The 21,972-nt window shown below is 62.7% G+C and carries 21 protein-coding genes; 14 read left to right on the top strand and 7 right to left on the bottom strand.

The annotated features are described in order from the left end of the window. Positions 1–237: 237 nt before the first annotated feature. From ppc to LSO07_RS10275, 3 genes are all read left to right on the top strand, one after another. A complete protein-coding gene (gene ppc, locus LSO07_RS10285) occupies positions 238–3,078 on the top strand; it encodes a phosphoenolpyruvate carboxylase (protein WP_151093726.1) in 2,841 nt (946 codons plus the stop codon). Between the two features lie 177 nt (positions 3,079–3,255). Next, positions 3,256–5,052 (top strand): PAS domain-containing sensor histidine kinase, encoded by a 1,797-nt coding sequence (locus LSO07_RS10280; protein WP_191909614.1) that lies wholly within the window; start codon positions 3,256–3,258, stop codon positions 5,050–5,052. Positions 5,053–5,107: 55 nt separating this feature from the next. Continuing rightward, positions 5,108–6,250, top strand: coding sequence for an HAF repeat-containing protein (locus tag LSO07_RS10275; protein WP_151093722.1), 1,143 nt, complete (start codon positions 5,108–5,110; stop codon positions 6,248–6,250). Between the two features lie 64 nt (positions 6,251–6,314). On the opposite strand, the gene rpoD is transcribed toward LSO07_RS10275, so the two are convergent. Next, positions 6,315–8,873 (bottom strand): RNA polymerase sigma factor RpoD, encoded by a 2,559-nt coding sequence (rpoD, locus tag LSO07_RS10270; protein ID WP_151093719.1) that lies wholly within the window; start codon positions 8,871–8,873, stop codon positions 6,315–6,317. Positions 8,874–9,442: 569 nt separating this feature from the next. Between rpoD and LSO07_RS10265 the strand changes: the two genes are divergently transcribed. From LSO07_RS10265 to LSO07_RS10255, 3 genes are read left to right on the top strand one after another with little or no spacing between them, the layout of a single operon-like run. Continuing rightward, entirely contained in the window at positions 9,443–9,952 is a 510-nt protein-coding gene (locus tag LSO07_RS10265) for a ProQ/FINO family protein (protein WP_034786166.1), read from the top strand. A gap of 9 nt (positions 9,953–9,961) precedes the next feature. After that, complete coding sequence (locus tag LSO07_RS10260; protein WP_070254960.1) at positions 9,962–10,609, top strand: 3'-5' exonuclease; 648 nt, start codon at positions 9,962–9,964, stop codon at positions 10,607–10,609. 20 nt (positions 10,610–10,629) lie between these two features. Next, positions 10,630–11,058 (top strand): SMI1/KNR4 family protein, encoded by a 429-nt coding sequence (locus LSO07_RS10255; RefSeq protein ID WP_151093716.1) that lies wholly within the window; start codon positions 10,630–10,632, stop codon positions 11,056–11,058. A gap of 21 nt (positions 11,059–11,079) precedes the next feature. On the opposite strand, the gene LSO07_RS10250 is transcribed toward LSO07_RS10255, so the two are convergent. Together LSO07_RS10250 and LSO07_RS10245 are read right to left on the bottom strand one after the other, a co-directional pair. Next, entirely contained in the window at positions 11,080–11,427 is a 348-nt protein-coding gene (locus LSO07_RS10250; RefSeq protein ID WP_034786172.1) for a DUF4870 domain-containing protein, read from the bottom strand. Between the two features lie 100 nt (positions 11,428–11,527). Beyond that, positions 11,528–12,940, bottom strand: a complete 1,413-nt coding sequence (locus LSO07_RS10245) for an aminotransferase-like domain-containing protein (protein ID WP_151093713.1) — start codon at positions 12,938–12,940, stop codon at positions 11,528–11,530. A gap of 163 nt (positions 12,941–13,103) precedes the next feature. Here LSO07_RS10245 and LSO07_RS10240 point away from each other — a divergent pair, with 163 nt between their 5' ends. The 4 genes from LSO07_RS10240 to LSO07_RS10225 all read left to right on the top strand — a co-directional run bounded on the left by LSO07_RS10240 (position 13,104) and on the right by LSO07_RS10225 (position 15,879). After that, positions 13,104–13,838 carry a c-type cytochrome gene (locus tag LSO07_RS10240; RefSeq protein WP_225317239.1) on the top strand — a complete coding sequence of 245 codons (735 nt, stop codon included), beginning with the start codon at positions 13,104–13,106 and terminating at the stop codon, positions 13,836–13,838. After that, positions 13,835–15,109: a cytochrome c gene (locus LSO07_RS10235; protein ID WP_151093709.1), complete on the top strand. Its 1,275-nt coding sequence runs from the start codon at positions 13,835–13,837 to the stop codon at positions 15,107–15,109. The genes LSO07_RS10240 and LSO07_RS10235 overlap by 4 nt, the downstream gene beginning before the upstream one ends. 76 nt (positions 15,110–15,185) lie before the next feature. Beyond that, entirely contained in the window at positions 15,186–15,476 is a 291-nt protein-coding gene (locus LSO07_RS10230) for a type II toxin-antitoxin system HigB family toxin (RefSeq protein WP_151093706.1), read from the top strand. Next, the gene (locus LSO07_RS10225) at positions 15,454–15,879 is read left to right on the top strand and encodes a helix-turn-helix domain-containing protein (RefSeq protein WP_151093704.1); all 426 of its coding nucleotides are present in this window, start codon (positions 15,454–15,456) and stop codon (positions 15,877–15,879) included. The genes LSO07_RS10230 and LSO07_RS10225 overlap by 23 nt, the downstream gene beginning before the upstream one ends. Positions 15,880–15,932: 53 nt before the next feature. Here the strand turns inward: LSO07_RS10225 and LSO07_RS10220 are convergent, their stop codons facing one another. After that, positions 15,933–16,568, bottom strand: a complete 636-nt coding sequence (locus tag LSO07_RS10220) for an SAM-dependent methyltransferase (protein WP_151093702.1) — start codon at positions 16,566–16,568, stop codon at positions 15,933–15,935. A 188-nt stretch (positions 16,569–16,756) separates the two neighbouring features. Between LSO07_RS10220 and LSO07_RS10215 the strand changes: the two genes are divergently transcribed. Further along, positions 16,757–17,542, top strand: a complete 786-nt coding sequence (locus LSO07_RS10215; protein WP_070278689.1) for a head GIN domain-containing protein — start codon at positions 16,757–16,759, stop codon at positions 17,540–17,542. 60 nt (positions 17,543–17,602) lie between these two features. On the opposite strand, the gene LSO07_RS10210 is transcribed toward LSO07_RS10215, so the two are convergent. Then, complete coding sequence (locus LSO07_RS10210; RefSeq protein WP_034758748.1) at positions 17,603–18,145, bottom strand: YaeQ family protein; 543 nt, start codon at positions 18,143–18,145, stop codon at positions 17,603–17,605. A gap of 50 nt (positions 18,146–18,195) precedes the next feature. Beyond that, entirely contained in the window at positions 18,196–19,077 is an 882-nt protein-coding gene (gene purU, locus LSO07_RS10205; RefSeq protein WP_034786194.1) for a formyltetrahydrofolate deformylase, read from the bottom strand. Positions 19,078–19,422: 345 nt separating this feature from the next. On the opposite strand from purU, the gene LSO07_RS10200 reads away from it, so the two are divergent. The 3 genes from LSO07_RS10200 (at position 19,423) to LSO07_RS10190 (ending at position 21,052) form a co-directional block, all read left to right on the top strand. Beyond that, on the top strand, positions 19,423–19,935 hold the full coding sequence (locus LSO07_RS10200; protein WP_151093700.1) for a phasin family protein: 513 nt from the start codon (positions 19,423–19,425) through the stop codon (positions 19,933–19,935). Positions 19,936–19,982: 47 nt separating this feature from the next. After that, entirely contained in the window at positions 19,983–20,366 is a 384-nt protein-coding gene (locus LSO07_RS10195; RefSeq protein WP_151093698.1) for a KGG domain-containing protein, read from the top strand. Between the two features lie 173 nt (positions 20,367–20,539). Continuing rightward, positions 20,540–21,052 carry a YgjP-like metallopeptidase domain-containing protein gene (locus LSO07_RS10190; RefSeq protein ID WP_034758768.1) on the top strand — a complete coding sequence of 171 codons (513 nt, stop codon included), beginning with the start codon at positions 20,540–20,542 and terminating at the stop codon, positions 21,050–21,052. A 96-nt stretch (positions 21,053–21,148) separates the two neighbouring features. Here LSO07_RS10190 and LSO07_RS10185 read toward each other — a convergent pair whose 3' ends face one another. Then, positions 21,149–21,745, bottom strand: coding sequence for a PEP-CTERM sorting domain-containing protein (locus tag LSO07_RS10185; RefSeq protein WP_052140476.1), 597 nt, complete (start codon positions 21,743–21,745; stop codon positions 21,149–21,151). Positions 21,746–21,972 lie beyond the last annotated feature (227 nt).

The raw sequence follows: 21,972 nt of genomic DNA, 5'->3' as shown, positions 1-21,972 counted from the left end.
TTCTTTCGCTGTGGCTGTCGTTGTCATTATCGTTGCCATTTGGCCCGTCCGATATCAATTTGTATCGAAAAGGCGCTTGGCGTCGCTATAATCGTTATCCCTTGGCCTAGAAGGCCAAGTCAGGCTAGCGTCCATGTTGAAGACCACAAATTTTATCATGCGCCCCCTCCCCTCTGCGGCCAAACGCCCGGTGCGATCCACATTCCCTTGCTTTTACACTTACTTTGGTTCTTTATTATGCTCAATGACGCAGTAGCACCAGAAATAGTTCCAGCGGCCGGCTCCGACAAGGACGCGCCACTGAAAGAAGACATCCGCCTGCTGGGCCGCCTGCTGGGCGACGTGCTGCGCGAACAGGAAGGCGACGCCGTCTTCAATGTGGTGGAAACCATACGCCAGACGTCCGTGCGCTTTCGCCGCGAAGCGGACGCGGGCGCCGCGCTGGAGCTCGACGCCATGCTCAAGAAACTGAGCCGCGAACAGACGATTTCCGTCGTGCGTGCCTTTTCCTACTTTTCGCACCTGGCCAACATTGCGGAAGATCAGCACCACATCCGCCGCCGCCGCGCCCATTTGCTGGCCGGCTCGCCGGCGCAAAAGGGCAGCGTCAGCTTCGCGCTGAAAAAACTGCGCGCCGCCGGCGTGCCGCGCAAGACCGTCGACACCTTCTTCCAGGACGCCCTGATCGCCCCCGTGCTGACGGCCCACCCGACGGAAGTGCAGCGCAAGAGCATCCTCGACGCCGAGCACGACATCGCCCGCCTGCTGGCCGAGCGCGACTTGCCGCAGACGCCGAAAGAGCGGCACGCCAACATGCAGCTGCTGCGCTCGCGCGTGGCCACCTTGTGGCAGACGCGCATGCTGCGCTACTCGAAGCTGACGGTGGCCGACGAAATCGAAAACGCCCTGTCCTACTACCGCATCACCTTCCTGCGCGAACTGCCGGGCCTGTATGACGATATCGAGGACGACATCGCCGCCGAGTACCCGAACGGCAATGGCACCATCGAACCGATCAATGCCGCCTACGTGCAGATGGGCAGCTGGATCGGCGGCGACCGCGACGGAAATCCGAACGTCAACGCGGGCACCATGCAGCACGCGCTGGCGCGCCACGCCACCACCATCCTCGACTTTTACCTCGACGAAGTGCACGCGCTGGGCGCGGAATTGTCCGTTTCGACCCTGATGGTGGGCGTGAGCGGCGAGCTGCAGGCGCTGGCCGACCAGTCTCCGGACGCCTCGCCGCACCGCAGCGACGAACCGTACCGCCGCGCCCTGATCGGCATCTATGCGCGCCTGGCCGCCACGGCCCGCGCCCTGGGCGCCACCAACATCCTGCGCAAGGAAGTGGGCGCCGCAGCCGCCTACCCTGACGCGGCCGCCTTTGTGGCCGACTTGCGCACCATCGTCGCCTCGCTCGAATCGCACCACGGCGCCGCCCTCGTGCGCCCGCGCCTGGCCACCCTGGCGCGCGCGGCCGACATCTTCGGTTTCCACCTGGCCTCGCTCGACATGCGCCAGACCTCGGACGTGCACGAACGCGTACTGGCCGACCTGTTCGCGAAAAGCGGCGTAGCCGCCGACTACACGGCCCTGTCCGAAGAAGATAAGCAAGCGCTGCTGCTGAATGAACTGGCCCAGCCGCGTTTGCTGTACTCGCCCTACATCAGCTACGCCACGGAAACGGATTCCGAGCTGGCGATTCTGCGCGCGGCGCGCGACATCCGCCAGCGCTACGGCGCGCGGGCCATCCGCAACTACATCATCTCGCACACGGAAACCGTGTCCGACTTGCTGGAAGTATTGCTGCTGCAAAAGGAAACCGGCTTGCTGCGTACCGACTGGCAAACTGGCGACAGCAGCTGCGAGCTGATGGTCATCCCCCTGTTCGAAACGATACCCGACCTGCAGCGCGCGGCCGGCATCATGAGCCAGGTCATGGCCTTGCCCTTGGTCAAGCAATTGATCGCCAAGCAGGGCCAGTTGCAGGAAGTCATGCTCGGCTATTCCGATTCGAACAAGGATGGCGGTTTCCTCACCTCCAACTGGGAACTGTACAAGGCGGAACTGGCATTGGTGGCCGATTTCCGGAAGGCCGGCGTCAAGCTGCGCCTGTTCCATGGCCGCGGCGGCACGGTGGGCCGGGGCGGCGGCCCCAGCTACGAAGCCATCCTGGCTCAGCCGCCGGGCACCGTCAACGGCCAGATCCGCCTGACGGAGCAAGGCGAGATCATCGCCTCGAAATTCTCCAACGCGGAAATCGGCCGGCGCAACCTGGAATTGCTGGTCGCCGCCACCCTGGAAGCGAGCCTGGCGCCGCAGGAAGCCAATCCGGCCCGCAACAGCCAGCTGGCGCAGTTCGAAGCCGTGATGGCGGAACTGTCGGACCTCGCCTACCACGCCTACCGCCACCTCGTGTATGAAACGCCGGGTTTTACGGAGTATTTCTTCTCGGCTACGCCGATTGCGGAAATTGCCGAACTGAACCTCGGTTCGCGCCCCGCCTCGCGCAAGGCCAACCAGCGTATCGAAGACTTGCGCGCCATTCCCTGGGGCTTTTCCTGGGGCCAGTGCCGCCTGCTGCTGCCGGGCTGGTTCGGCTTTGGCAGCGCCATCGAAGCCTGGATCAGGCAGGCCGACGGCGCCGCGCAGGATGAAAGGATCGCCACCCTGCGCGCCATGCATGCCGAATGGCCATTCTTTGCCACCCTGCTGTCGAACATGGACATGGTGCTGGCCAAGACGGACCTGGCAATTGCCTCGCGCTATGCGGAACTGGTGGCGGACCAGGACTTGCGCGAACGCATCTACAAGCGCATCACGGACGAGCATGGCAACACCTTGCGCTGCCTGGAGCTGATCACCGGCAATACCGAGCGCCTGGCGGGCAATCCGCTGCTGGCCCGCTCGATCCAGAACCGCTTCGCCTATCTCGATCCGCTGAACCACTTGCAGGTGGAATTGATCAAGCGCAACCGCGCCCTGTCGGCGGAAAGCCGGATCGATGAAAGGGTGCACCGCGGCATCCAGCTGTCGATCAATGGCGTGGCGGCCGGCCTGCGCAATACGGGCTGATAGCACCACATTGCCATCGGCAGGCAGGGGCCGGCACCGCAAGGGCCGGCCCTTTTGCTTGCTCAATGGAAAAATATTCTCAATAAAACAACATTTGGTATTACACTAGCGTCAGATACTTTCCCCTCTTCGGCGCCAGGCGCACCGCAGCGGCCAACCATGACGCCAGGGACGCGGATGAGCAAATGGTCGATTGAAACGCTGAGTACGGCATGCGCCGCCCTCATCCTGATCATGCTGGGCTGGCTGGCAGGCGCAGCCTGGCAGGCACTCGACTTCTGGGAACATGTCTGGCTGGCGCTGCTGCTGACGGCCGCCGCCGGCATCGCCATGTGGCTGATGCGCACGCTGCGCGCCCACCTGGCCAGCACGCGCCAGCAACTCGATGCCAGCGCCATGCGCTACCGCGACCTGAGCGAAGCGGCGCAGGACGGCATGTGGCAAACGGACGCGCACGGCCGCATCCTGCACGTCAACCAGCGCCTGTGCGACATGCTGGGCCTCCCCGCCGAGCTGCTGCTGAACCATACCATGGAGGAATTCCACGACGAGGCTACCTTGCTGCGCCTGTGTCCGCTGCGCCAGACAGCCACGGATAGCTGCATGGGAGAACTGCATTACCGGCACAGCGATGGCTCGGAACGCTGGGCCATGATCAGCGGCCGCTGCCTGTACGACCCGCAAGGCAACCTGACGGGCGCCCTCGTGCTGGCCAGCGACATCACGGAACACAAGCGGGCGGAACACGCGTTGAGCGTCGCCCATGCGGAACTGGAAAACCGCGTGGCCCTGCGCACGGCGCAGCTGCTCGATGTCAATCTCCAGCTCTCCGCGGAAATCGCCATGCGCGCGCAAACGGAAGCGGCGCTGGCGCGCAGCGAAGAGCGGCTGCAGGACATCATTTCCATGATGCCCCTGTCGCTGTTCCTGAAAGACGCCGATTCGCGCATGCTGCTGATGAACCAGGCCTGCGAGCAGCAATGGGGCGTGCTATTCCAGGATATCGCCGAGGGACGCGACGTGCAGCACTTTCCCTCGGACCAGACCCAGGGATTCCATGCGGCGGACCAGGAAGCGTTTGCCAGCCGCCAGGTGGTGATCCGCGAAGAATTGGTATGGAATGCGCGGCTGCAGGAAAACCGCCTGCTGCAGACGCATAAAAAACCCATCTTCGACGCGCAAGGCCGGCCGCAGATGATCATCGCCATGGGCATCGACATCACGGAAAGCAAGCGCAACGAGGAGAACCTGCAGCGCACCCTGGCCCAGCTGCGCGAACTGACCGACCACCAGCAGACCATCAAGGAAGAGGAAAGGCGCCGCATCGCGCTCGACATTCATGACGACCTGGGCCAGAACCTGATGGTGCTGCGCATCGACGTGTCGCTGCTGCATGCGCGCACGGCCAAGTCCCACCCGCGCCTGCACCGCCACGCCCAGCGCGTGCTCGACACCATCGATGCCACCATCCGCTCGGTGCGCACCATCATCAATGACTTGCATCCCAGCACCCTGGAGCTGGGGCTGGGCCCGGCGGCCGAATGGCTGATACGCCAGATGGAAAGCCGCGGCGCCATCCGTTACCAGCTATCGCTCGACAGCGAGGTGCCCGACCTGGGCCTGGACCAGCGCCAGACGTCGGCCATCTTCCGCGTGCTGCAGGAATCGCTGTCGAACATCGTGCGCCACGCCCAGGCCAGCGAAGTGAAGGTGGCGTTGGCGCAGGATACGGATGCCATCGTGCTGCGCATCAGCGACAACGGCATCGGCATGCAGCCGGACGATCACGGCAAGAAGGCCGCCTTCGGCCTGAAAAGCATACGCGAACGCGTCCACGCGCTGGGCGGCGAACTGCGCATCGACAGCCAGGCGGGCCGGGGCACGGTGCTGGCCATCCACCTGCCGCAGGCCAGGAAAGGCGCGTCAGCCGGGCATAATGAAACACAGGAATTATCAAAAACAGTAGCAAATTAAGTATGCATCCTCGACATTAAAAAGTATAGTAAGTTTTTTCTTTGAGGAAACTATCATGCCGCCACAGTTCTCCCGCTTCCACGCCCCACTGCTCGGCCTGTGCCTGCTGGCCGCCGTCCCCACCGCCAGCGCCACCCTCTATGCCGAACGCGGCTTTGGTGAAAGGGATGGCAACGGCAGCATCGCGTCCGACCTGAATCCGGCGGGCCTGGTGGCCGGCATCATCATGGAGCAAGAAGGACGGCGCCGCGCCGTGACGTATCAGCATGGCCGCATCCGCGAGCTGGGCACCCTGGGCGGTGATGAAGGCTTCACCAAGGCCATCAATATCCATGGCGTGGTGGTCGGTTCGGCGCAGACGGCCAGCGGCGCCTGGCACGCCTTTCACTACGACGCGGCGGGCGGCATGCGCGACCTGGGCACCCTGGGCGGCACCAGCAGCTATGCCACGGCCATCGCGCGCGGCGGCCAGGTGGCCGGCTATGCCGATACCAGCGGCGGCGATTTCCACGCCTTTGTCACGAAAGCCGACCACAGCCTGCAAGACCTGGGCACCCTGGGCGGCGCCAGCAGCTATGCCAGCGGCCTGAACAACCATGGCGTGGTGGTCGGCACGGCCCAGCGCGGCGACGGCTACCGCCGCGCCTTCGTCTACCGCCCCGGCGCGGGCATGCAGGAAATCGGCACCCTGCCCGGCGGGCGCATCAGCTCGGCCACCGCCATCAATGACGCGGGCCTGGTCGTGGGCGCTTCGGAAACGGAGAAGCGCCGCTGGCACGCCTTTGCCTGGGACGGCAAGCGCATGCTCGACTTGGGCGCCCTGATCGGCCAGGGCGACAGCTACGCCACGGCCGTCAACGCGGCCGGACACGTGGTCGGCAGCGTCAGCATCAACGGCTTCGAACCGATGACCTTTGTCTACAAGGAAGGCGTGATGACGGTGCGCCGGCGCGACGATGGCCTGTACCTGACCAACAAGATCACGGATGGCGGACTGGTGGTGGGCGCCATTTATACGGGACATAAATTCCAGGCCTTCGCCGTGCCGTCGCAAGCGTCGCCACCGCCGCCACCGCGCCGCACCCCGCTGGACTGGCTGTTCATCACCTTCATCCTCGGCGCCAGCGGCGTGGCGCTGTACCAGCTGCGGCGCCGTCACCGCGCCGGCGTGTCGGGCCAGCGCATGCATTTCCTGTAAGGCCGCGCGCGGCACGGACGAAAAAAAAGAGGCTTGCGCCTCTTTTTTATTGCCTGCTGACTACTTAATTTTGAGTCAAGAAGGTTTTCAGCTTGTCCGAACGCGAAGGCTGGCGCAGCTTGCTCATGGCTTTCGCTTCGATCTGGCGGATACGCTCGCGCGTCACGTCGAACTGCTTGCCCACTTCTTCCAGCGTGTGGTCGTTCGACATTTCCACGCCGTAACGCATACGCAGCACTTTCGCTTCGCGCGGCGTCAGGGAATCGAGCACTTCCTTGATCACGTTGCGCATCGACGCGTGCAGCGCGGCGTCCAGCGGCGCCAACGTCGTGTTGTCTTCGATGAAGTCGCCCAGTTGCGAATCGCCATCTTCGCCCATCGGCGTTTCCATGGAAATCGGCTCTTTCGCGATCTTCATGATTTCGCGTACCTTGTTTTCCGGCATTTCCATCTTGACGGCCAGGGTCGCCAGGTCCGGCTCACTGCCCGTTTCCTGCATGATCTGGCGCGAGATGCGGTTCATCTTGTTGATCGTTTCGATCATGTGCACCGGCACGCGGATGGTGCGGGCCATGTCGGCGATCGAACGCGTGATGGCCTGGCGGATCCACCAGGTGGCGTAGGTCGAGAACTTGTAGCCGCGGCGGTATTCGAACTTGTCGACGGCCTTCAGCAAGCCGATGTTGCCTTCCTGGATCAGGTCGAGGAATTGCAAGCCGCGGTTGATGTATTTCTTGGCGATCGAGATCACGAGGCGCAAGTTGGCCACCGTCATTTCGCGTTTCGCGTGACGGGCACGCTTTTCGCCGGCAGCCATCTGCTTGTTGATCTTGCGCAAGTCAGCCAGCGGCAAGGCCACGCGGGCTTGCAGGTCGATCATCTTCTTTTGCAGTTCCTTGACGGCAGGCACGTTGCGGCTGAGGATGGCGCTGTACGGATACTTGCAATCGACTTCACGGTCGACCCATTCCAGGTCGCATTCATTGCCCGGGAATACCTTGATGAAGTGGGCGCGCGGCATGCCGCATTTGTTCACGCACAGTTCCAGCACGGCGCGCTCGATATGGCGCACTTCTTCCATCTGGCCGCGCAGGGTGTCGCACAGCTTTTCGACGACCTTGGCCGTGAAGCGGATGCCCAGCAATTCCTGCGAAATGGCTTCCTGCGCCTTGATGTAGGCTTTCGAGTTGTAGCCCTCGGGCGCCTTGCGCATCTTGTCGTACTGCGTCGAAATGACGTTAAATTTCTCCAACGCATTCTTTTTCAGCTGGGCCAGCTGTTCGCTGGAGAAACCGGCCGCGCCGCCATTGGCGTCGCCGTCTTCTTCCTCGGCTTCTTCTTCCTCTTCCTCGTCGTCACCGCTGGCGGCGGCAGGCGCGGGGGCAGCGGCGGGCGCTGGGGCATTGCTTTCGTTCAAATCGACAAAGCCGTCGACCACTTCATCGACCTTGATTTCGTCGCGCGCGATTTTTTGCGACAGCGCAACGATTTCGCCGATGGTGGTCGGGCAGGCGGAAATCGCCTGGATCATGTCCTTCAGGCCGCCTTCGATGCGCTTGGCGATCTCGATCTCGCCTTCGCGCGTCAGCAGCGCCACGGCGCCCATTTCACGCATGTACATGCGCACGGGGTCGGTGGTGCGGCCGAAGTCGGAGTCGACGGTCGACAGGGCGGTCGCGGCAGCCGCTTCCACTTCATCGTCGCTGGTGACGGTGGCGACGTTGTCAGTCAACAACAGGCTTTCCGCATCGGGGGCGCGCTCGTAGACGGCGATGCCCATGTCGTTGAAGGTGGCGATGATGCCTTCGATCGCTTCCGGATCGATGATGTTTTCCGGCAATTGGTCATTGATCTCGGCATAGGTCAGGAAACCGCGTTCCTTGCCCATGTTGATCAAGCCCGTGATCTGCTTGCGGCGGCGTTCCAGGTCCGCTGCCGAGGCTTCCGGATCGCCCAGTGCGTCCGCCAGGCCGCCCTTGGCCTTGCGGTCGCGCGCTTTCGACACGGCCTTCAGTTCGGCGCGTTCGACGGCGTTCAGCGCTGCCACTTCATCGTTTTCCGGCGTGAATTCGCTCGGTTTGCGGCCACGGCGGCCCGGCACCTTGACGGTTGGCAGGAAGTAATTCGAGGTATCGATGGCGGCCAGGGCATCGGCGTCCGTGGTCTTGCTGACCACTTGTGCGCCGGTGATGATGGTCACGGGCGCCGCTTCAGGCTTGGCGCGCACGACTTTCGAACGGGCTGCCGTCACCACCTTGTTCGTGGCGGCGCTTTCGCTGACCTTGCGCGGCGCGGCCGGAGCCTTGGCGCCGGGAGCGATCTTCACGCTTGGGGTTTTCGCCGGTGCGGCTTCGGCAACCTCGGCCACGTCGGCAACAGCCTCGGCGGCTGGCGCGCTGACGGCCGCTTCCGCAGCCGTGTCGGCCGGTGGCACGGCGGCCAGGCGCGAGCGGCTTTTCTTCACCACGGTGACGACGGTCGGCGCCGTCGTGACGGTGGCTTCCGGATTCGCTTGCGCATTATCGATGAAGTAAGATAAAGTCGTTTTGGGTACGGCAAGTGGCGCCGCAGCTGGGCGTGGCGCCTTGGCGGACAACGTTAAAGTTTTTGGCGTATTCTTCATGAGATATCTCTTAATGCGAGACCAGATGGTGTCGGCGCGAAGTGAATGATTCCACCTAAGCCTGCGAAACCGGACTCGATGGAGCGTATTGTTGCGGCTGCCGTGTTAACGGCAGCGGCGCCTGTCTATCGGGACGTTCAAAGCCCGCGCATCCGTCATGGGGAGCGGCGGGGCCGAAGCCGGGTCAGATAAATAAGCGATGTACATTGCGGAATGAAAAAAAGCCCGTACCAGAACGGGCTTGAATCTATTGTTGTTCAGTGAAGACACAGCGGAGAGCAAGATTATGCACGAAGGCCAGTTATCTGGATAATTGATAAACAAAATATCTGATATCAAAAATATCAATAATCGTGGCCCTGCACCGCACTGCTCCTATCCCCTGCACACCTGAGCCAGACCGTCAAATACGGGGTCCAGTCATCAGCGCAAGCCGACATTATACACATTTCCCGCATTTCGCGCTTGGCACGGCCAGCCACGCGCAGGCAGATCGCAGCGCAAGTTGCCAAAAAAGACAATGCACTTGCCTGTGGCGCGTGCTATGCTCCCCTTTTATAGCCCAACCAATGATGTCGATGACCAGCTCCACGCCAGACCAGCAAGCCACCACTCCTGACACGCCAGTCGATGCAGCCCCAGCGGCGGCACCGGCCGCAGCGACCACGCCGGCACCTGCCGGCCTGACCGCGCGCGCCCTGCTGAAGCAGTTCCAGGAGCAATTCCCGCCATTCCGCGATTGCCTGCCCTTGTCGATCGGTATCGACAAGCAGATCCTGGCGCGCCTGCCGGACCTGGACCGCAAGCTGATGCGCACGGCGCTGGGCATCCACACGGGTTCGCTGCGCTACCTGCGCGTGATGGAAAAAGCCAAGGTACGCTACGACCTCGACGGCACCGCCGGCGCGGAAGTGACGCAAACCCACCGCGACCACGCCACGCAAGTATTGCAGCAACGCTTCAAGAAGGAAGCCGAGCGCAAGAAAGCCGAGCGCGACGCGGCCGCCGCGGAAGAAGCGAGCCGTTTGCGCCTGGAAAAACTGAATCAGCTGACCGCGAAATTCTCGCGCAAAGGCTGATCCGGTTTCATGGACACAGCTGCCGCACCGCCACTGCCCCCCTATCAAGGCATTGCCCTCGACCACGTCAAGCTGGTACGCACCAGCGATGATGCAAAAGCGGCCATGGCCGCCCTGCTGGCAGCGGACGCCATCGGCTTCGATACGGAATCGAAGCCGACTTTTGTGAAGGGCGAGTCCTCCACGGGCCCCCATCTGATCCAGCTGGCCACCGACGACATCGCCTACCTGTTCCAGGTGGGCAGCACGCCGGCGCCGGCCCTGGCCGAACTGAAAGCCATCCTCGAATCGACCACCACCCTGAAAGTGGGTTTTGGCCTGTCCGACGACGTCAAGCGCCTGCGCAACAAGCTGGGCATCGCCCCGGCCCAGGTGCTCGACCTGTCCGTCGCCCTGCGCGGCGGCCAGCGCAACGACCTGGGCGCGAAGACGGCCGTGGCCAAGTTCTTCGGCCTGCACCTGCAGAAATCGAAAAAGATCTCCACCACCAACTGGGCCACGTCGCGCCTGACGGAAAAGCAGATCCTGTACGCGGCCGACGATGCGCAAGTGGCCCTGCGCGTGTACCGCCGCTGGATCGCCGACGGCGGCAAAGTGGCGCCGCAAAAAGCCCCGCGCGCCAGCACGCCACCGGCCCCGCCACCCATCGCCGCCTGAGCCGGCGCGCCTTCCGCAGCATGAACAAGAGCAAGTCCATCGGCACCACGCTTGACGCGATCGCCGCCGCCGAACAGGCGCTGGGGCGTAAACTGCCCGCGTCCCATGTGCAATGGTTATTGGAGAACAATGGCCGCGCGCTGGGCGCCTTGACTGTATTTCCCGTCTACGACGCGGACCATGCGCGCAAGACGTGGGAATCGATCACGCGCCACTACCGCGAAAGCTGGCAGGAATGGCTGGAGAGTATGGGCGACAGCGGCAACGACGCCAGTAGCCTGCTGCCCTTCGCCCAGTTCGGCACGGGCGATTACTATTGTTTTGACTATGCACAAACGGGGCCGACCGGTGAACCGGTGGTCGTGCTGTGGTCGCACGAAACAGGCGCCGCCACCGCGGTGGCGCCCGACTTTGCCGCACTCCTGATACTGCCCGGCCGCCCGGGCTGAAACCCGGCGGCCGGCGCAGTTTTATTTGACGAGCCGCAAGGTCAGGGGATAACGGTAAGTGACTCCGTTGCTGGCCTTCACGGCCGCGACGATCGAGCACACCAGGTTGGCCAGCGCCACGATCCAGAACAGGAACAGGCCGATCAGCACGAACGACAGGATGAAGCAGGCGAAATACCAGATGATCAGGGTGATCTGGAAATTCAGCGCTTCGCGGGCGTTCTCGGCCGAGAATTTATCCGCATCGTCCTTCTTGATCAAATAAATGATCAGCGGCGCCACCCAGCTGGTGAACAGGCCGCCAACATGGGACAGAATGGCGATCGTCGTATCTTGCGTACGACCCACTTCCGGCTGCGTGTTATCCATTATCATTCCCATCATTAGTTATAGATACACCAATATAACAGCAATATTTCTTTTTGGAATGAAACACTTGCTGTCGCCAGGGACTTTTTTTTGTTCTCCGCTATGCCGCCGCCAGCGCCAGCCGCCCCAGGGTGGCGATGGCCTCTTCCAGTTGCGGGCTCCAGGGATGGCCGTAATTGAGGCGGATACAGTGGCGAAACGCGCGCGTGGCGGAAAAAATGGGACCGGGCGCGATGCTGATGCCGGCCGCCAGCGCGCTGCGGTGCAGGGCCAGCGCATCGATACCGGCAGGCATTTCCACCCAGACGAAATAGCCACCCTGCGGCCGCGTGACCCGCGTGCCGGGCGGAAAATGCACGGCAATGACTTGCAGCATGGTACTTTGCTGCGCCGCAAGGGTCAGCCGCAGCTGGCGCAAATGGCGGTCGTAGCCGCCCTGCGCCAGGTAGTCGGCCAGCGCCATCTGCAGCGGTATCGGCGCCGACAGGCTGGTGGTCAATTTCAAGCGCTCGACCTGGCGCGCGTAGCGGCCCGCCACGGTCCAGCCCAGCCGGAAACCGGGCGCCAGGGTCTTGGAAAACGAGCTGCAATGCATCACCAGACCCGCGCTGTCATGGCTTTTCGTCAGGCCTGGACGCTGCTTGCCAAAGTACAGCTCGCCATACACGTCATCCTCGATCAGCGGCACGCCATAGCGCGCCAGCAGTTCGACCAGCGCGCGCTTCTTTTCCGGCGGCATCAGGCTGCCCAGGGGATTCTGGAAATTCGTCATCAGCCAGCACGCCTTGGGCTGGTGGCGCTGCAGCAACTCTTCCAGCGCCGCCAGGTCGACGCCGTCGCGCGGACTGGTGGCAATTTCCACCGCCTTCAGTTCCAGCCGTTCCAGCGCCTGCAGGCACGCATAGAAGCTGGGCGACTCGATCAGCACCGTGTCGCCGGGCCGCGTGACGGCTTGCAGGCACAGGTTCAGCGCTTCCAGCGCGCCATTCGTGATGACGATGTCGTCGCTGGACACGAGTACCCCGTCGAGCTGGTAGCGCAGGGCGATCTGGCGGCGCAGCTCCGCATTGCCCTGTGACAAATCCGTGACGGTGCTCCACGGATCGAGGCGGCGCATGCTGGCCGACACGGCCCGCGCCAGCCGTTCCATCGGAAACAGATGCGGGCTGGGAAAAGCCGAACCGAAGGGCACGATATCGCGCGCGCCCACGGCGCCCAGCACCTCGAACACGAGGTCGCTGACATCGACGGTGGTGCTGGCATCGAGCGGATGGGAACTGTCCGGTTCGGGCGCCAGCGCGGCGCGCTGCGGCGCCACGTAATAGCCGGAGCGGGGCCGCGAGACGATCATGCCGCGCGCTTCGAGCAAATAATACGCCTGGAACACCGTCGACGGACTCACGCCCCTGCGCGCATGCTGCTGGCGCACGGAGGGCAACTTATCGCCAGGCAGCAACAACTGCGCACTGATCATGGCGGCGACTTCTTCCGCCAATTCCTCATATCGTTTCAACCCTGCTCCTCAAACTGATCCGTAGTTTTATTGCACAACTGATCCTGTCACAGTGACAGCACCCGGTATATGCTAGGGTAACAACATCCGGGCAGCAACACCGGCACGCCATCCCGACCGACGAGACAGCTCATTTCCCATGCCATTTCCCATGCGACTTTCCATGCTACTGCATTTCCCCCTCGTGCCGGTGCTGACCCTGGCCCTGGCCGTCGCACTGCCCGGCATGACGCTGGCCGCGCCCGCCGCCATCTCAGCCAGCCACGACAGCCTGGAACAGCGCATCAAGGCGTGCACGGCCTGTCATGCGCAACAAGAGCGCCACGACGCCTTCTTTCCCCGCATCGCCGGCAAGCCGGCCGGCTACCTGTACCACCAGCTGCTGAACTTTCGCGAGGGACGGCGCCAGTATCCGCTGATGAACTATATGGTCGAACACTTGCCGGACGATTACCTGCGCGAAATTGCCGAGTATTTTGCGGCACAGCACCCGGCCCCGCCGCCGGCCCAGCCCAGCAGCGCCGGCACGACAGCCTTGGCGCGGGGTAGACAATTGGTGCTGCAAGGCGATGCCGGCAAAAAGATTCCCGCCTGTATCGCCTGCCATGGCCAGCAGCTGGCTGGCGTGGCGCCCGCCATCCCCGGCTTGCTGGGCTTGCCGCGCGACTATATCAACGCCCAGCTGGGCGCCTGGAAGAACGGCATCCGCCGCGCCCATGCGCCCGACTGCATGGCGCAAGTGGCACAGCGCCTGTCGGACGCGGACGTGGGCGCCGTCTCGGCCTGGCTGGGCACGCAGGTGGCATCGGCCGACGCGCGCCCCGCCAGCAGCATCGCCCTGCCCTTGCCGCTGCATTGCGGCGGCGTGCCGGGCTCCGCCGCGCAGGTGGCGCCATGAAAAAATGGATGATCGCAGCCGCCATCGTCGCCATCGTCGCGGCCGGCGCCAAATTCGTGCTGTACCCTGGCGACGACCCGGGCCCGCCCGCCGTGGCCAGCCCCCTGAACCAGGAACAGCTGGTCGCGCGCGGCGCCTACCTGGCCAAGGCGGGCGACTGCATGGCTTGCCACACGACGCGCGGCGGCGTGCCGTATGCGGGTGGACGCGCCTTGCAGACGCCGTTCGGCAAGGTGCTTTCGCCCAACATCACGGCCGACAAGGAAACGGGCATCGGCAGCTGGACGGCCGACGATTTCTGGCGCGCCATCCACAACGGCAAGTCGAAGGATGGCCGGCTGCTGTATCCGGCCTTTCCGTACACCAGCTACACCAAGGTAAAGCGCGAGGACAGCGACGCCTTGTATGCGTACTTCCAGAGCGTGCCGCCGCACAAGCAGGCGAACGCGCCGCACGCGCTGCGCTTCCCCTACAACCAGCAGATCGCGCTGGCCGCCTGGCGCGCCCTGTACTTCAAGCCTGGCGTGTACCAGCCGCTCACGACGCAAAGCATGGAATGGAACCGCGGCGCCTACCTGGTACAGGGCCTGGGCCACTGCAGCGCCTGCCATAGCAGCCGCACGACGCTGGGCGGCAGCGATGACGGCCTGTCGGGCGGCCTGATCCCCGTGCTGGGCTGGTACGCGCCGTCGCTGACGTCGGATGCGGAAGCGGGCCTGGGCGACTGGGACACGGCGCATATCGTGGCATTGCTGCAAACGGGCGTGTCGCCGCGCGCCACCGTCTTCGGCCCCATGGCCGAAGTCGTGCGGCAAAGCTTGCAGCACATGAGCACGGCCGACGTGCAGGCCATGGCCGTCTACCTGAAAAGCCTGCCCGGTCCCGCGCAGCCCGCACAACGGGCGCCGCGCGACACGTCGGAGCAAGCCAGGCAGCAACTGGCCCTGGGCGCGAAACTGTATGAGGCGCAATGCGCGAGCTGCCACCAGGCCGACGGCAAGGGCGTGCCGCCCGGCTACCCGCCGCTGGCCGGCAATCGCGCGCTGACGACGGAGTCGGCCGTCAACGCCATCCGGCTCGTGCTCAACGGCGGCTTCGCGCCCGGAACAAAAGGCAACCCGCGCCCCTACGGCATGCCGCCATTCGGCCCCGTCATGGATGACGCGGAAGTGGCCGCCGTGGTGACCTATCTGCGCGCGTCGTGGGGCAATGATGCGCCGGCCGTGTCGGCCCTGGAGGTGAACAAATACCGCAGCGTGCCGCTGGAGTAGCGCCGTTTGACGATTATCTCAAATTGAGATAATCTATACATCACGATATCACTTCGTCACGGCATCGCTTTGACATATGCGCATCGTCGCCAACAAGGCTTTGATGGATTTCGCCAGAAAACACCCGCTGGCGGGCGAACCCATGCAAGCGTGGCGCAAGGTCATCGAATCGCGGTCGTTTGCCAATTTCGCCGTGCTGAAGTCGACATTTAACGCCACCGATCGCGTCGGTGATTACTATGTTTTTAATATCGGCGGCAACAAGTACCGGATCATCGCCGCGATTCACTTCAATCGCCAGCTGCTATTCATCCGGGAAGTAATGACGCAAAGGAGTACGACGCATGGCAACCTTGATGCATCGTGAAATGATTACGGAAATCACTGTCCACTATCAAGCCCTGTCCAAGCTCGTTCCTCTGCAGGCAATTCCTGATGCGGCCGCTTATGAACAGGCTGTCAGCGTATTGCATCATCTGTTGGACGCCGGGGCGGCTGATGAACAGCATCCGCTGGCCGGTCTGGTTGACAGTATCGGCCGGCTGATCGGCGACTACGATCAGGAGCATTTTCCGCCTGCCGCCATCTCGCCTGCCGCGACACTGCGCCTGTTGATGGAACAGCATGCACTGACGCAATCCGACCTGCCGGAAGTTGGCACCCAGGGCGTCGTCTCTGAAATACTCAGCAGCAAGCGAGCATTGAATGTGCGGCAGATCAAGGCCCTGACACAACGGTTCAATGTTCCCGCCAGTGTGTTCATGGCGTAAGCCAATAAAAAAAACCGGCCAGCGCCGGTTTTTTTTATGTCAGGCAGCAATTCTCAGCGGAACTTGCTCTTGTGCCCTGTCTTCAAATCCAGCGCATAGCGCACGCCGTTGTCCGTCAACATGACTTCATCGGGTGGCTCTTCCCCGGCCAGGGCGCCGTCGATCAGGGGCAAGCCTTCGCCCTTGCGCATCAGGTCGTCGCAGCGATCGTACACGTTCACGCAACCGGTGGACGCCATCAGCGATTGCACGATGGCCACTTTCCATGCATCGACGCCGCCGGCGTTGAATTCGCAGATCAGGTAGCCTTGCACGCCGCCAAACAACTGCACCACCAGGCCGGGCAGGCCCTCGTCTTCGCCCTTGATCAGGGTCAACAACTGGTTTTCGCCCGCCTTCTTGATGGCTGGCAGTTTTTTCTCGATGGCGGCCTTGACGCGGCGCTTGATCAGCGCGTGGTCGACCGGTTCGTCTTCCTTGAAGCTCCAGATGCGCGCGCGGATCTGCGACTTCGAATTGTAGGCGGCACGGGCGATGAACTGCTTCGACGAGCTTTGCACGATGGCCGTCGAGCCCGGCTTCATTTTTTCCTGCGGCTTGCCCTCGACTTTTTCTATCGCGGACGCGTAGATCCACGATTGGCCCAGCAAGCTCTTTTCCTTGCCCTGTTTGATGGTGATGATCAGCATGTAATTCCAGTAGTGTGAGCGGCGCGAGCCGGTCGTCGTATGTCCAATACCGGCATGATACCTCATGCCATCCTGTCGCATCCTCCTGCATTCCATGCCGCTGCCGGTGCAGTCTGTCGCAGCGCGGTACGCAAGCCTGGCCGGCTGGCATACCATGCACACAGTCCAATTCCAAACAGGGAGCAAGAATGACACACGCAATTTTCCAAGCCCGCCATGCCCGCGCCGTGACCACCCTGCTGCTGGCCGCCTGCGCGCTGGCCATCCCGGCCGCTCCGGCGCTGGCGTCGCCGCTCGACTGGATTTCCGGCAACAGCATTCAGGGCAGCGGCAAGCTGCAAAAGCAGACGCGCGAAGTGGGCAGTTTCCATGCCGTGGCGCTGAACGTGCCGGGCACGGTCGAATTGCGTATCGGCAACACGGACAGCATCAGCATCGAGGCCGACGACAATATCCTGCCGCTGATCGAGACGGCGGTGGAGAACGGCACCTTGCGCATCCGGCCCGCCAAGCGCAACGCCAACTTCCGCCAGAGCAGCCTGACCATCGTCATCCAGGCGCGCCAGGTGGAACGCATCAGCGTGGGCGGCTCGGGCAACATCACGGCCACGGGCTTGCGCGCCGAGAATCTGCGCTTCGACGTGGGCGGCTCCGGCTCCATCCACGCGCGCGACCTCGACAGCCGCCAGGTCTCCGTGGCCATCGGCGGCAGCGGCAACTTCAAGGCCAGCGGCAAGACGGAGCAGCTGACGGCCTCCATCGGTGGCTCGGGCAATATCCAGGCGGGCAAGCTGGCCGCACGCGAGGTGCAGGTGAGCATCGGCGGCTCGGGCGAGGCGCAGGTGTGGGCCAAGGATGACTTGACCATCAGCATCGGCGGCTCGGGCGAAGTCAGCTACTACGGCGATCCGCGCATCAGCCGCAGCATGCAGCGTTCGAGCAGCATCAAGCGGCTGGGCAGCGCGCCGAACTAAGCGCCCGCAATGACAAAAGCCCGGAGCGATCCGGGCTTTTTGCGTTGCAAACGGTAAAAATCAGCGGGCCGGCTTCACCGGTTCGCGGTCGATCAGGACCGTGTTGACGCTGTCCGTCAGCCAGATCTGGCCATCCTGGATCGTGCATTGCAGCTGCATGTTGCGCTGCGCCAGCTTGCTCATGTCTTGCGCCGCCTCGGATGGCAGGTTGATCACGGTCAAGTTCTTCGCCCGTTCCAGTTTATTCGCGATCTGCTTCCACCAGATGTGGCTGGTTGCGCCATAACTGTAGACGATCACCTGTTCCGAACGGCCGCACGCCTTCAGGATGCGCTTTTCATCTGGCTGGCCCACTTCGATCCACAGCTGGATGGCGCCCGTCAAGTCTTTCTGCCACAGGTCCGGCTCTTCCGTATCGAACAGGCCCTTGGTGAAGGTCAGCGCCTCATCGGCGTGGATGGCGAACGCCAGCAGGCGCACCATCATGCGCTCGTCCGTTTCGGACGGGTGGCGCGCCAGGGTCAGCGCGTGATCCTGGTAGTAATTGCGGTCCATGTCGGCGATCTGCAGATCGGCTTTGAAAATTGTTGCTTTGAGGGCCATCGTGTTTCTGTCTCGGTAAAGTGGATGTCAATATTGTACGGGCGAAGGTATCAGCGGAAAACCACGGTCTTGTCGCCATTTTTCAGGATGCGGTGCTCGACGAACCATTTCACGGCGCGCGCCAGCACCACGCACTCGACGTCGCGGCCGATGGCCGTCAGGGTCTCGGCATCCATCGCATGGTCGACGCGCTCGACGTCCTGCTCGATGATCGGGCCTTCATCCAGGTCGCCCGTGACGAAGTGGGCCGTCGCGCCGATCAGCTTGACGCCGCGGTGATGCGCCTGCGCATACGGCTTGGCGCCCTTGAAGCTGGGCAGGAAGGAATGGTGGATATTGATGGCGCGGCCATCGAGCGCCTGGCACAGGCCCGGCGACAGGATCTGCATGTAGCGGGCCAGCACCACCAGGTCGATCTTGTGCGTGTCCATCAAGTCGATGATCTTCGCTTCCTGCGCCAGCTTGGCCGCTTCCGGCGCGCCGGCCGCCAGCGGCAGGTGATGGAAGGGAATATTGTAGCTGGCCGCCAGCTGGTAGAACTCCATGTGGTTCGACACGATGGCGGGAATTTCCACGTTCAGCAAGCCGCTCTTGTAGCGGAACAGCAAATCGTTCAGGCAATGGCCAATCTTCGACACCATCAGCATCACGCGCGGCTTGACGCGCGCATCGTGCAGCTGGCCGTGGAAGGGGCCGTTCAATTGCATGGCTTGCGACAGGTCGGCGAAGTCGCTGCGCAACTGGGCGTCGCTGACGGCGCCGTCTTCCAGCGCGAAATGCACGCGCATGAAGAACAGCTGGGATTCCTGGTCGCCGAACTGGGCGGAATCGAGGATGTTGCAGCCGCGTTCGGCCAGGAAGCCGGACACGCGGTGCACGATGCCGCGCTGGTCCAGGCAGGACAGGGTCAGGATGTATTCGGGATGCGTCATGGTCGCGGAATAAGGCAAAAAAGGTGGGCTATGCTCGGCTCAGCCACGCGCGCCGGCCATCGGCTGCGCTGCCGCGAGCCGGCTATTGTCGCACGGCCGGGCCTGTAAACCTGCATTTTCCACACAAGCAGCATGGCTGCCGGCGGCGGCAAGCTGATTCACGTTCATTTGATCTGGCGCAAAACCATCGCGTTTTTCCTCCTGCCAGGCCCCATTCTCGCGCCAAACCGGCATCTGGCGTGGAACCTGGCACACCATCCGGCGTCTATCCCTTTGCTTGTTGCACCATACGCCGCATCCGGTACACCGGGTGTTTCCTGGATCCGCTTTTCATTGAGGTAGAACATGTTCACAACCAGTATGTCCCCCAGTTTCAGCCCCGCCCTGAAGTCCCATCTGGAGGCCCAGTGCAATTTCGCCACGGAACTATCGCGCAAGATGTTCGATACGGCGCAGCAACTGAGCGAGCTGCATCTGCGGCTGGCGCAAGACTTGCTGCAGGAATGGAGCAACGCCAGCCAGCAACTGCTGTGCGCGCGCGACACGGGCGAGTTCATGTCGCTGGCTGCTGCCCAGCTGCAGCCGGGCAGCAACAAGCTGCGCCAGTACCAGCAGCAACTCGGCAACCTCGTCGCCAACGCCAATGTCGAGATGAACCGCACGGCAGAGAACCACCTGCCCGAAGCGAGCCGCACGGCCGTGGCCTTCGCTGACGAAGTGGTGCGCAAGACGGCCGAGGAAACAGAAAAAGCCACGCAGCGCCAGCGTGAAATGATCGAAAAAATGCACGCGACGGGCCGCCGCGATGGCGCCGGCCACAGCCGCGATACCAGCAGGCAATCCGATCAGGCGCATTGAACACCTGAATTGAACACTAGACCCCACTCGACAGCAAGGAGAGCGACATGGCTAACAATCAAGGTAATGAGCAGGGCAAAGGCGCTGGCAGCAGCCAGAAAGCCAGCGAATCGGGCAGCGCCAAAGGCACGAGCAAACGCGGCTTTGCCGCCATGAATGAGGAGCAGCAACGCGAAATTGCCAGCAAGGGGGGCCAGGCAGCCCACCAAAAGGGCACGGCGCATGAATTCGACTCGGAAGAAGCACGCCGGGCCGGGCAGAAAGGCGGCGAAGCCGTCAGCCGCAACCGTGTACACATGGCGGAAATAGGCCGCAAGGGCGGCGAAAGCCGGCAATCGGCCCAGCGCGCCAATGAAAACCGCGGCGGCACGGCGGCGCGCAGCGGCAACACTGGCCGGCAGGGTGGCAAGGACGAAGACGACAAGGGCTGATCCGGGCTGACGGGCTGACCGGGATTACCCGGACAGCGCGGCTTGACGAAGGCACGGGACGGTCCCAGCGGCCCCGCGCAAGGGCTGGCAAGGGCTGGCGCAGCGCGGGGCGCGGCGGTATGGTACATTCTCGCCTTACCGACACCTCCGCGCCCCGCCCCGCCCTTCCCCGCATGCAGCCATCCCTGAAATACCTGAGCGCCTATTCCGAACAAACGCAAGCGCAAGTGCAGCAACTGATCGCGCAAGACAAGCTGGGCGACGTCCTGTTGAAACGCTATCCGAACGCGCACGATGTGCGCAACGACAAGGCGTTATACCAGTATGTGCAGGACTTGAAGAATGAATTCCTGCGCAATGCCGAACCCATCAACAAGGTGGCGTTCGACAGCAAGATCCATGTGATCCAGCATGCGCTGGGTTTGCATACCTCGATCTCGCGCGTGCAGGGCGGCAAGCTCAAGGCCAAGCATGAAATCCGCGTGGCCACCATGTTCAAGGAAGTGCCGCTGGAATTCCTGCGCATGATCGCCGTGCACGAACTGGCGCATGTGAAAGAAAAGCAGCATGACAAGGCGTTCTACAAGCTGTGCACGTATATGGAACCGCAATACCACCAGTATGAATTCGACGTGCGCCTGTACCTGACCCAGCTCGACCTGTCAGGCCAGCGCCTGTGGTCATGAAGTCAATGTCATGAAGTCCACGTAACAATGCCGCCCGGCATCCACTGGGCGGCATTGTTTACGTATGCGCCGGCATGGCCGGCACCATGTTCAGGCTCAGGCGGCGTTCTTGCGGCGAAGCATGAAGCCCAGCAGGCCCAGTCCGCCCAGCAGCATGCCGTAGGTGGCCGGTTCCGGCACGGCGCTGACAGTGGCGGAGATATTGTCAACCTGGAAGGTGTGCAAGGCGCCTTCCTTCCACGATGCCGACAGCAGATTGCTGAAACCCGTAAACGTGTAATCGGCAAAGGTGTGGCCGCCGCCAAGGCTGAAGGTCTGGGTCACCGTGCCGCCGCCCACTTGGTGGCCGACAAAGGTCACATCGAAGGAACCAGGCAAGCTCACGAAATCGGCCAGGCTGATCGAACTCAGCGAGAAAGCGGCGCCATCGGCGCGCGACAAGGTCGTTGTCGACAGGGCTGTCGCACCCAGGCCGGCCGAGCCGGCATAGGCGAAGCTATCCTGATGTGCCGAGCTCAACAGGCCCAGGAAGCTGCTGTCAAAGTTATAGCCGCCTTCGGAGTAGGAATTGAATACGGAACCAAAGTAGCCGGGATGTTCGAGCGAATCGAAGCCGATCGTCGTCGTCTGCGCCTGAGCACCGCCAGCGGCTGCAAGAATGGCGGCGACAGCGGTCGCGCGCAAGAGGGTCATAGGTTTCAAAATAGCATCCTTTCGAGATGATGAAGTAGCGTGGCTGTGGCAACTTGAAATGGCTCGGCACCGTTTTTTAGGAGTCTTGTCGCGCTCACGGGTGTCCGATAGTCCTAACTTTTGAACAGGACAAGTAGACCACAACCATAATTAAAAAGCATCTTCATTTTCAAAATAACATGCATCCGGAGAAATATTATGGACATATATTTATCAATTGAATCATC

The organism is Janthinobacterium sp. PLB04, assembly GCF_021165895.1.
GTDB lineage: Bacteria > Pseudomonadota > Gammaproteobacteria > Burkholderiales > Burkholderiaceae_D > Janthinobacterium > Janthinobacterium lividum.
The sequence above is the reverse complement of the archived record's forward strand: the minus strand, read 5'-3'. Positions and strand labels throughout refer to the sequence as shown.

Bases quoted from the DNA above. Each gene is read 5' to 3' on its own strand.
- ppc (WP_151093726.1), top strand. From the start codon at position 238: ATGCTCAATGACGCAGTAGCACCAGAAATAGTTCCAGCGGCCGGCTCC.
- LSO07_RS10220 (WP_151093702.1), bottom strand. From the start codon at position 16,568: ATGCTGATCATCACCATCAAACAGGGCAAGGAAAAGAGCTTGCTGGGC.
- LSO07_RS10235 (WP_151093709.1), top strand. From the start codon at position 13,835: ATGAAAAAATGGATGATCGCAGCCGCCATCGTCGCCATCGTCGCGGCC.
- LSO07_RS10255 (WP_151093716.1), top strand. From the start codon at position 10,630: ATGAACAAGAGCAAGTCCATCGGCACCACGCTTGACGCGATCGCCGCC.
- LSO07_RS10275 (WP_151093722.1), top strand. From the start codon at position 5,108: ATGCCGCCACAGTTCTCCCGCTTCCACGCCCCACTGCTCGGCCTGTGC.
- LSO07_RS10200 (WP_151093700.1), top strand. From the start codon at position 19,423: ATGTTCACAACCAGTATGTCCCCCAGTTTCAGCCCCGCCCTGAAGTCC.
- LSO07_RS10240 (WP_225317239.1), top strand. From the start codon at position 13,104: ATGCTACTGCATTTCCCCCTCGTGCCGGTGCTGACCCTGGCCCTGGCC.
- purU (WP_034786194.1), bottom strand. From the start codon at position 19,077: ATGACGCATCCCGAATACATCCTGACCCTGTCCTGCCTGGACCAGCGC.
- LSO07_RS10265 (WP_034786166.1), top strand. From the start codon at position 9,443: ATGATGTCGATGACCAGCTCCACGCCAGACCAGCAAGCCACCACTCCT.
- LSO07_RS10190 (WP_034758768.1), top strand. From the start codon at position 20,540: ATGCAGCCATCCCTGAAATACCTGAGCGCCTATTCCGAACAAACGCAA.
- LSO07_RS10230 (WP_151093706.1), top strand. From the start codon at position 15,186: ATGCGCATCGTCGCCAACAAGGCTTTGATGGATTTCGCCAGAAAACAC.
- LSO07_RS10210 (WP_034758748.1), bottom strand. From the start codon at position 18,145: ATGGCCCTCAAAGCAACAATTTTCAAAGCCGATCTGCAGATCGCCGAC.
- rpoD (WP_151093719.1), bottom strand. From the start codon at position 8,873: ATGAAGAATACGCCAAAAACTTTAACGTTGTCCGCCAAGGCGCCACGC.
- LSO07_RS10195 (WP_151093698.1), top strand. From the start codon at position 19,983: ATGGCTAACAATCAAGGTAATGAGCAGGGCAAAGGCGCTGGCAGCAGC.
- LSO07_RS10260 (WP_070254960.1), top strand. From the start codon at position 9,962: ATGGACACAGCTGCCGCACCGCCACTGCCCCCCTATCAAGGCATTGCC.
- LSO07_RS10280 (WP_191909614.1), top strand. From the start codon at position 3,256: ATGAGCAAATGGTCGATTGAAACGCTGAGTACGGCATGCGCCGCCCTC.
- LSO07_RS10225 (WP_151093704.1), top strand. From the start codon at position 15,454: ATGGCAACCTTGATGCATCGTGAAATGATTACGGAAATCACTGTCCAC.
- LSO07_RS10185 (WP_052140476.1), bottom strand. From the start codon at position 21,745: ATGACCCTCTTGCGCGCGACCGCTGTCGCCGCCATTCTTGCAGCCGCT.
- LSO07_RS10250 (WP_034786172.1), bottom strand. From the start codon at position 11,427: ATGGATAACACGCAGCCGGAAGTGGGTCGTACGCAAGATACGACGATC.
- LSO07_RS10215 (WP_070278689.1), top strand. From the start codon at position 16,757: ATGACACACGCAATTTTCCAAGCCCGCCATGCCCGCGCCGTGACCACC.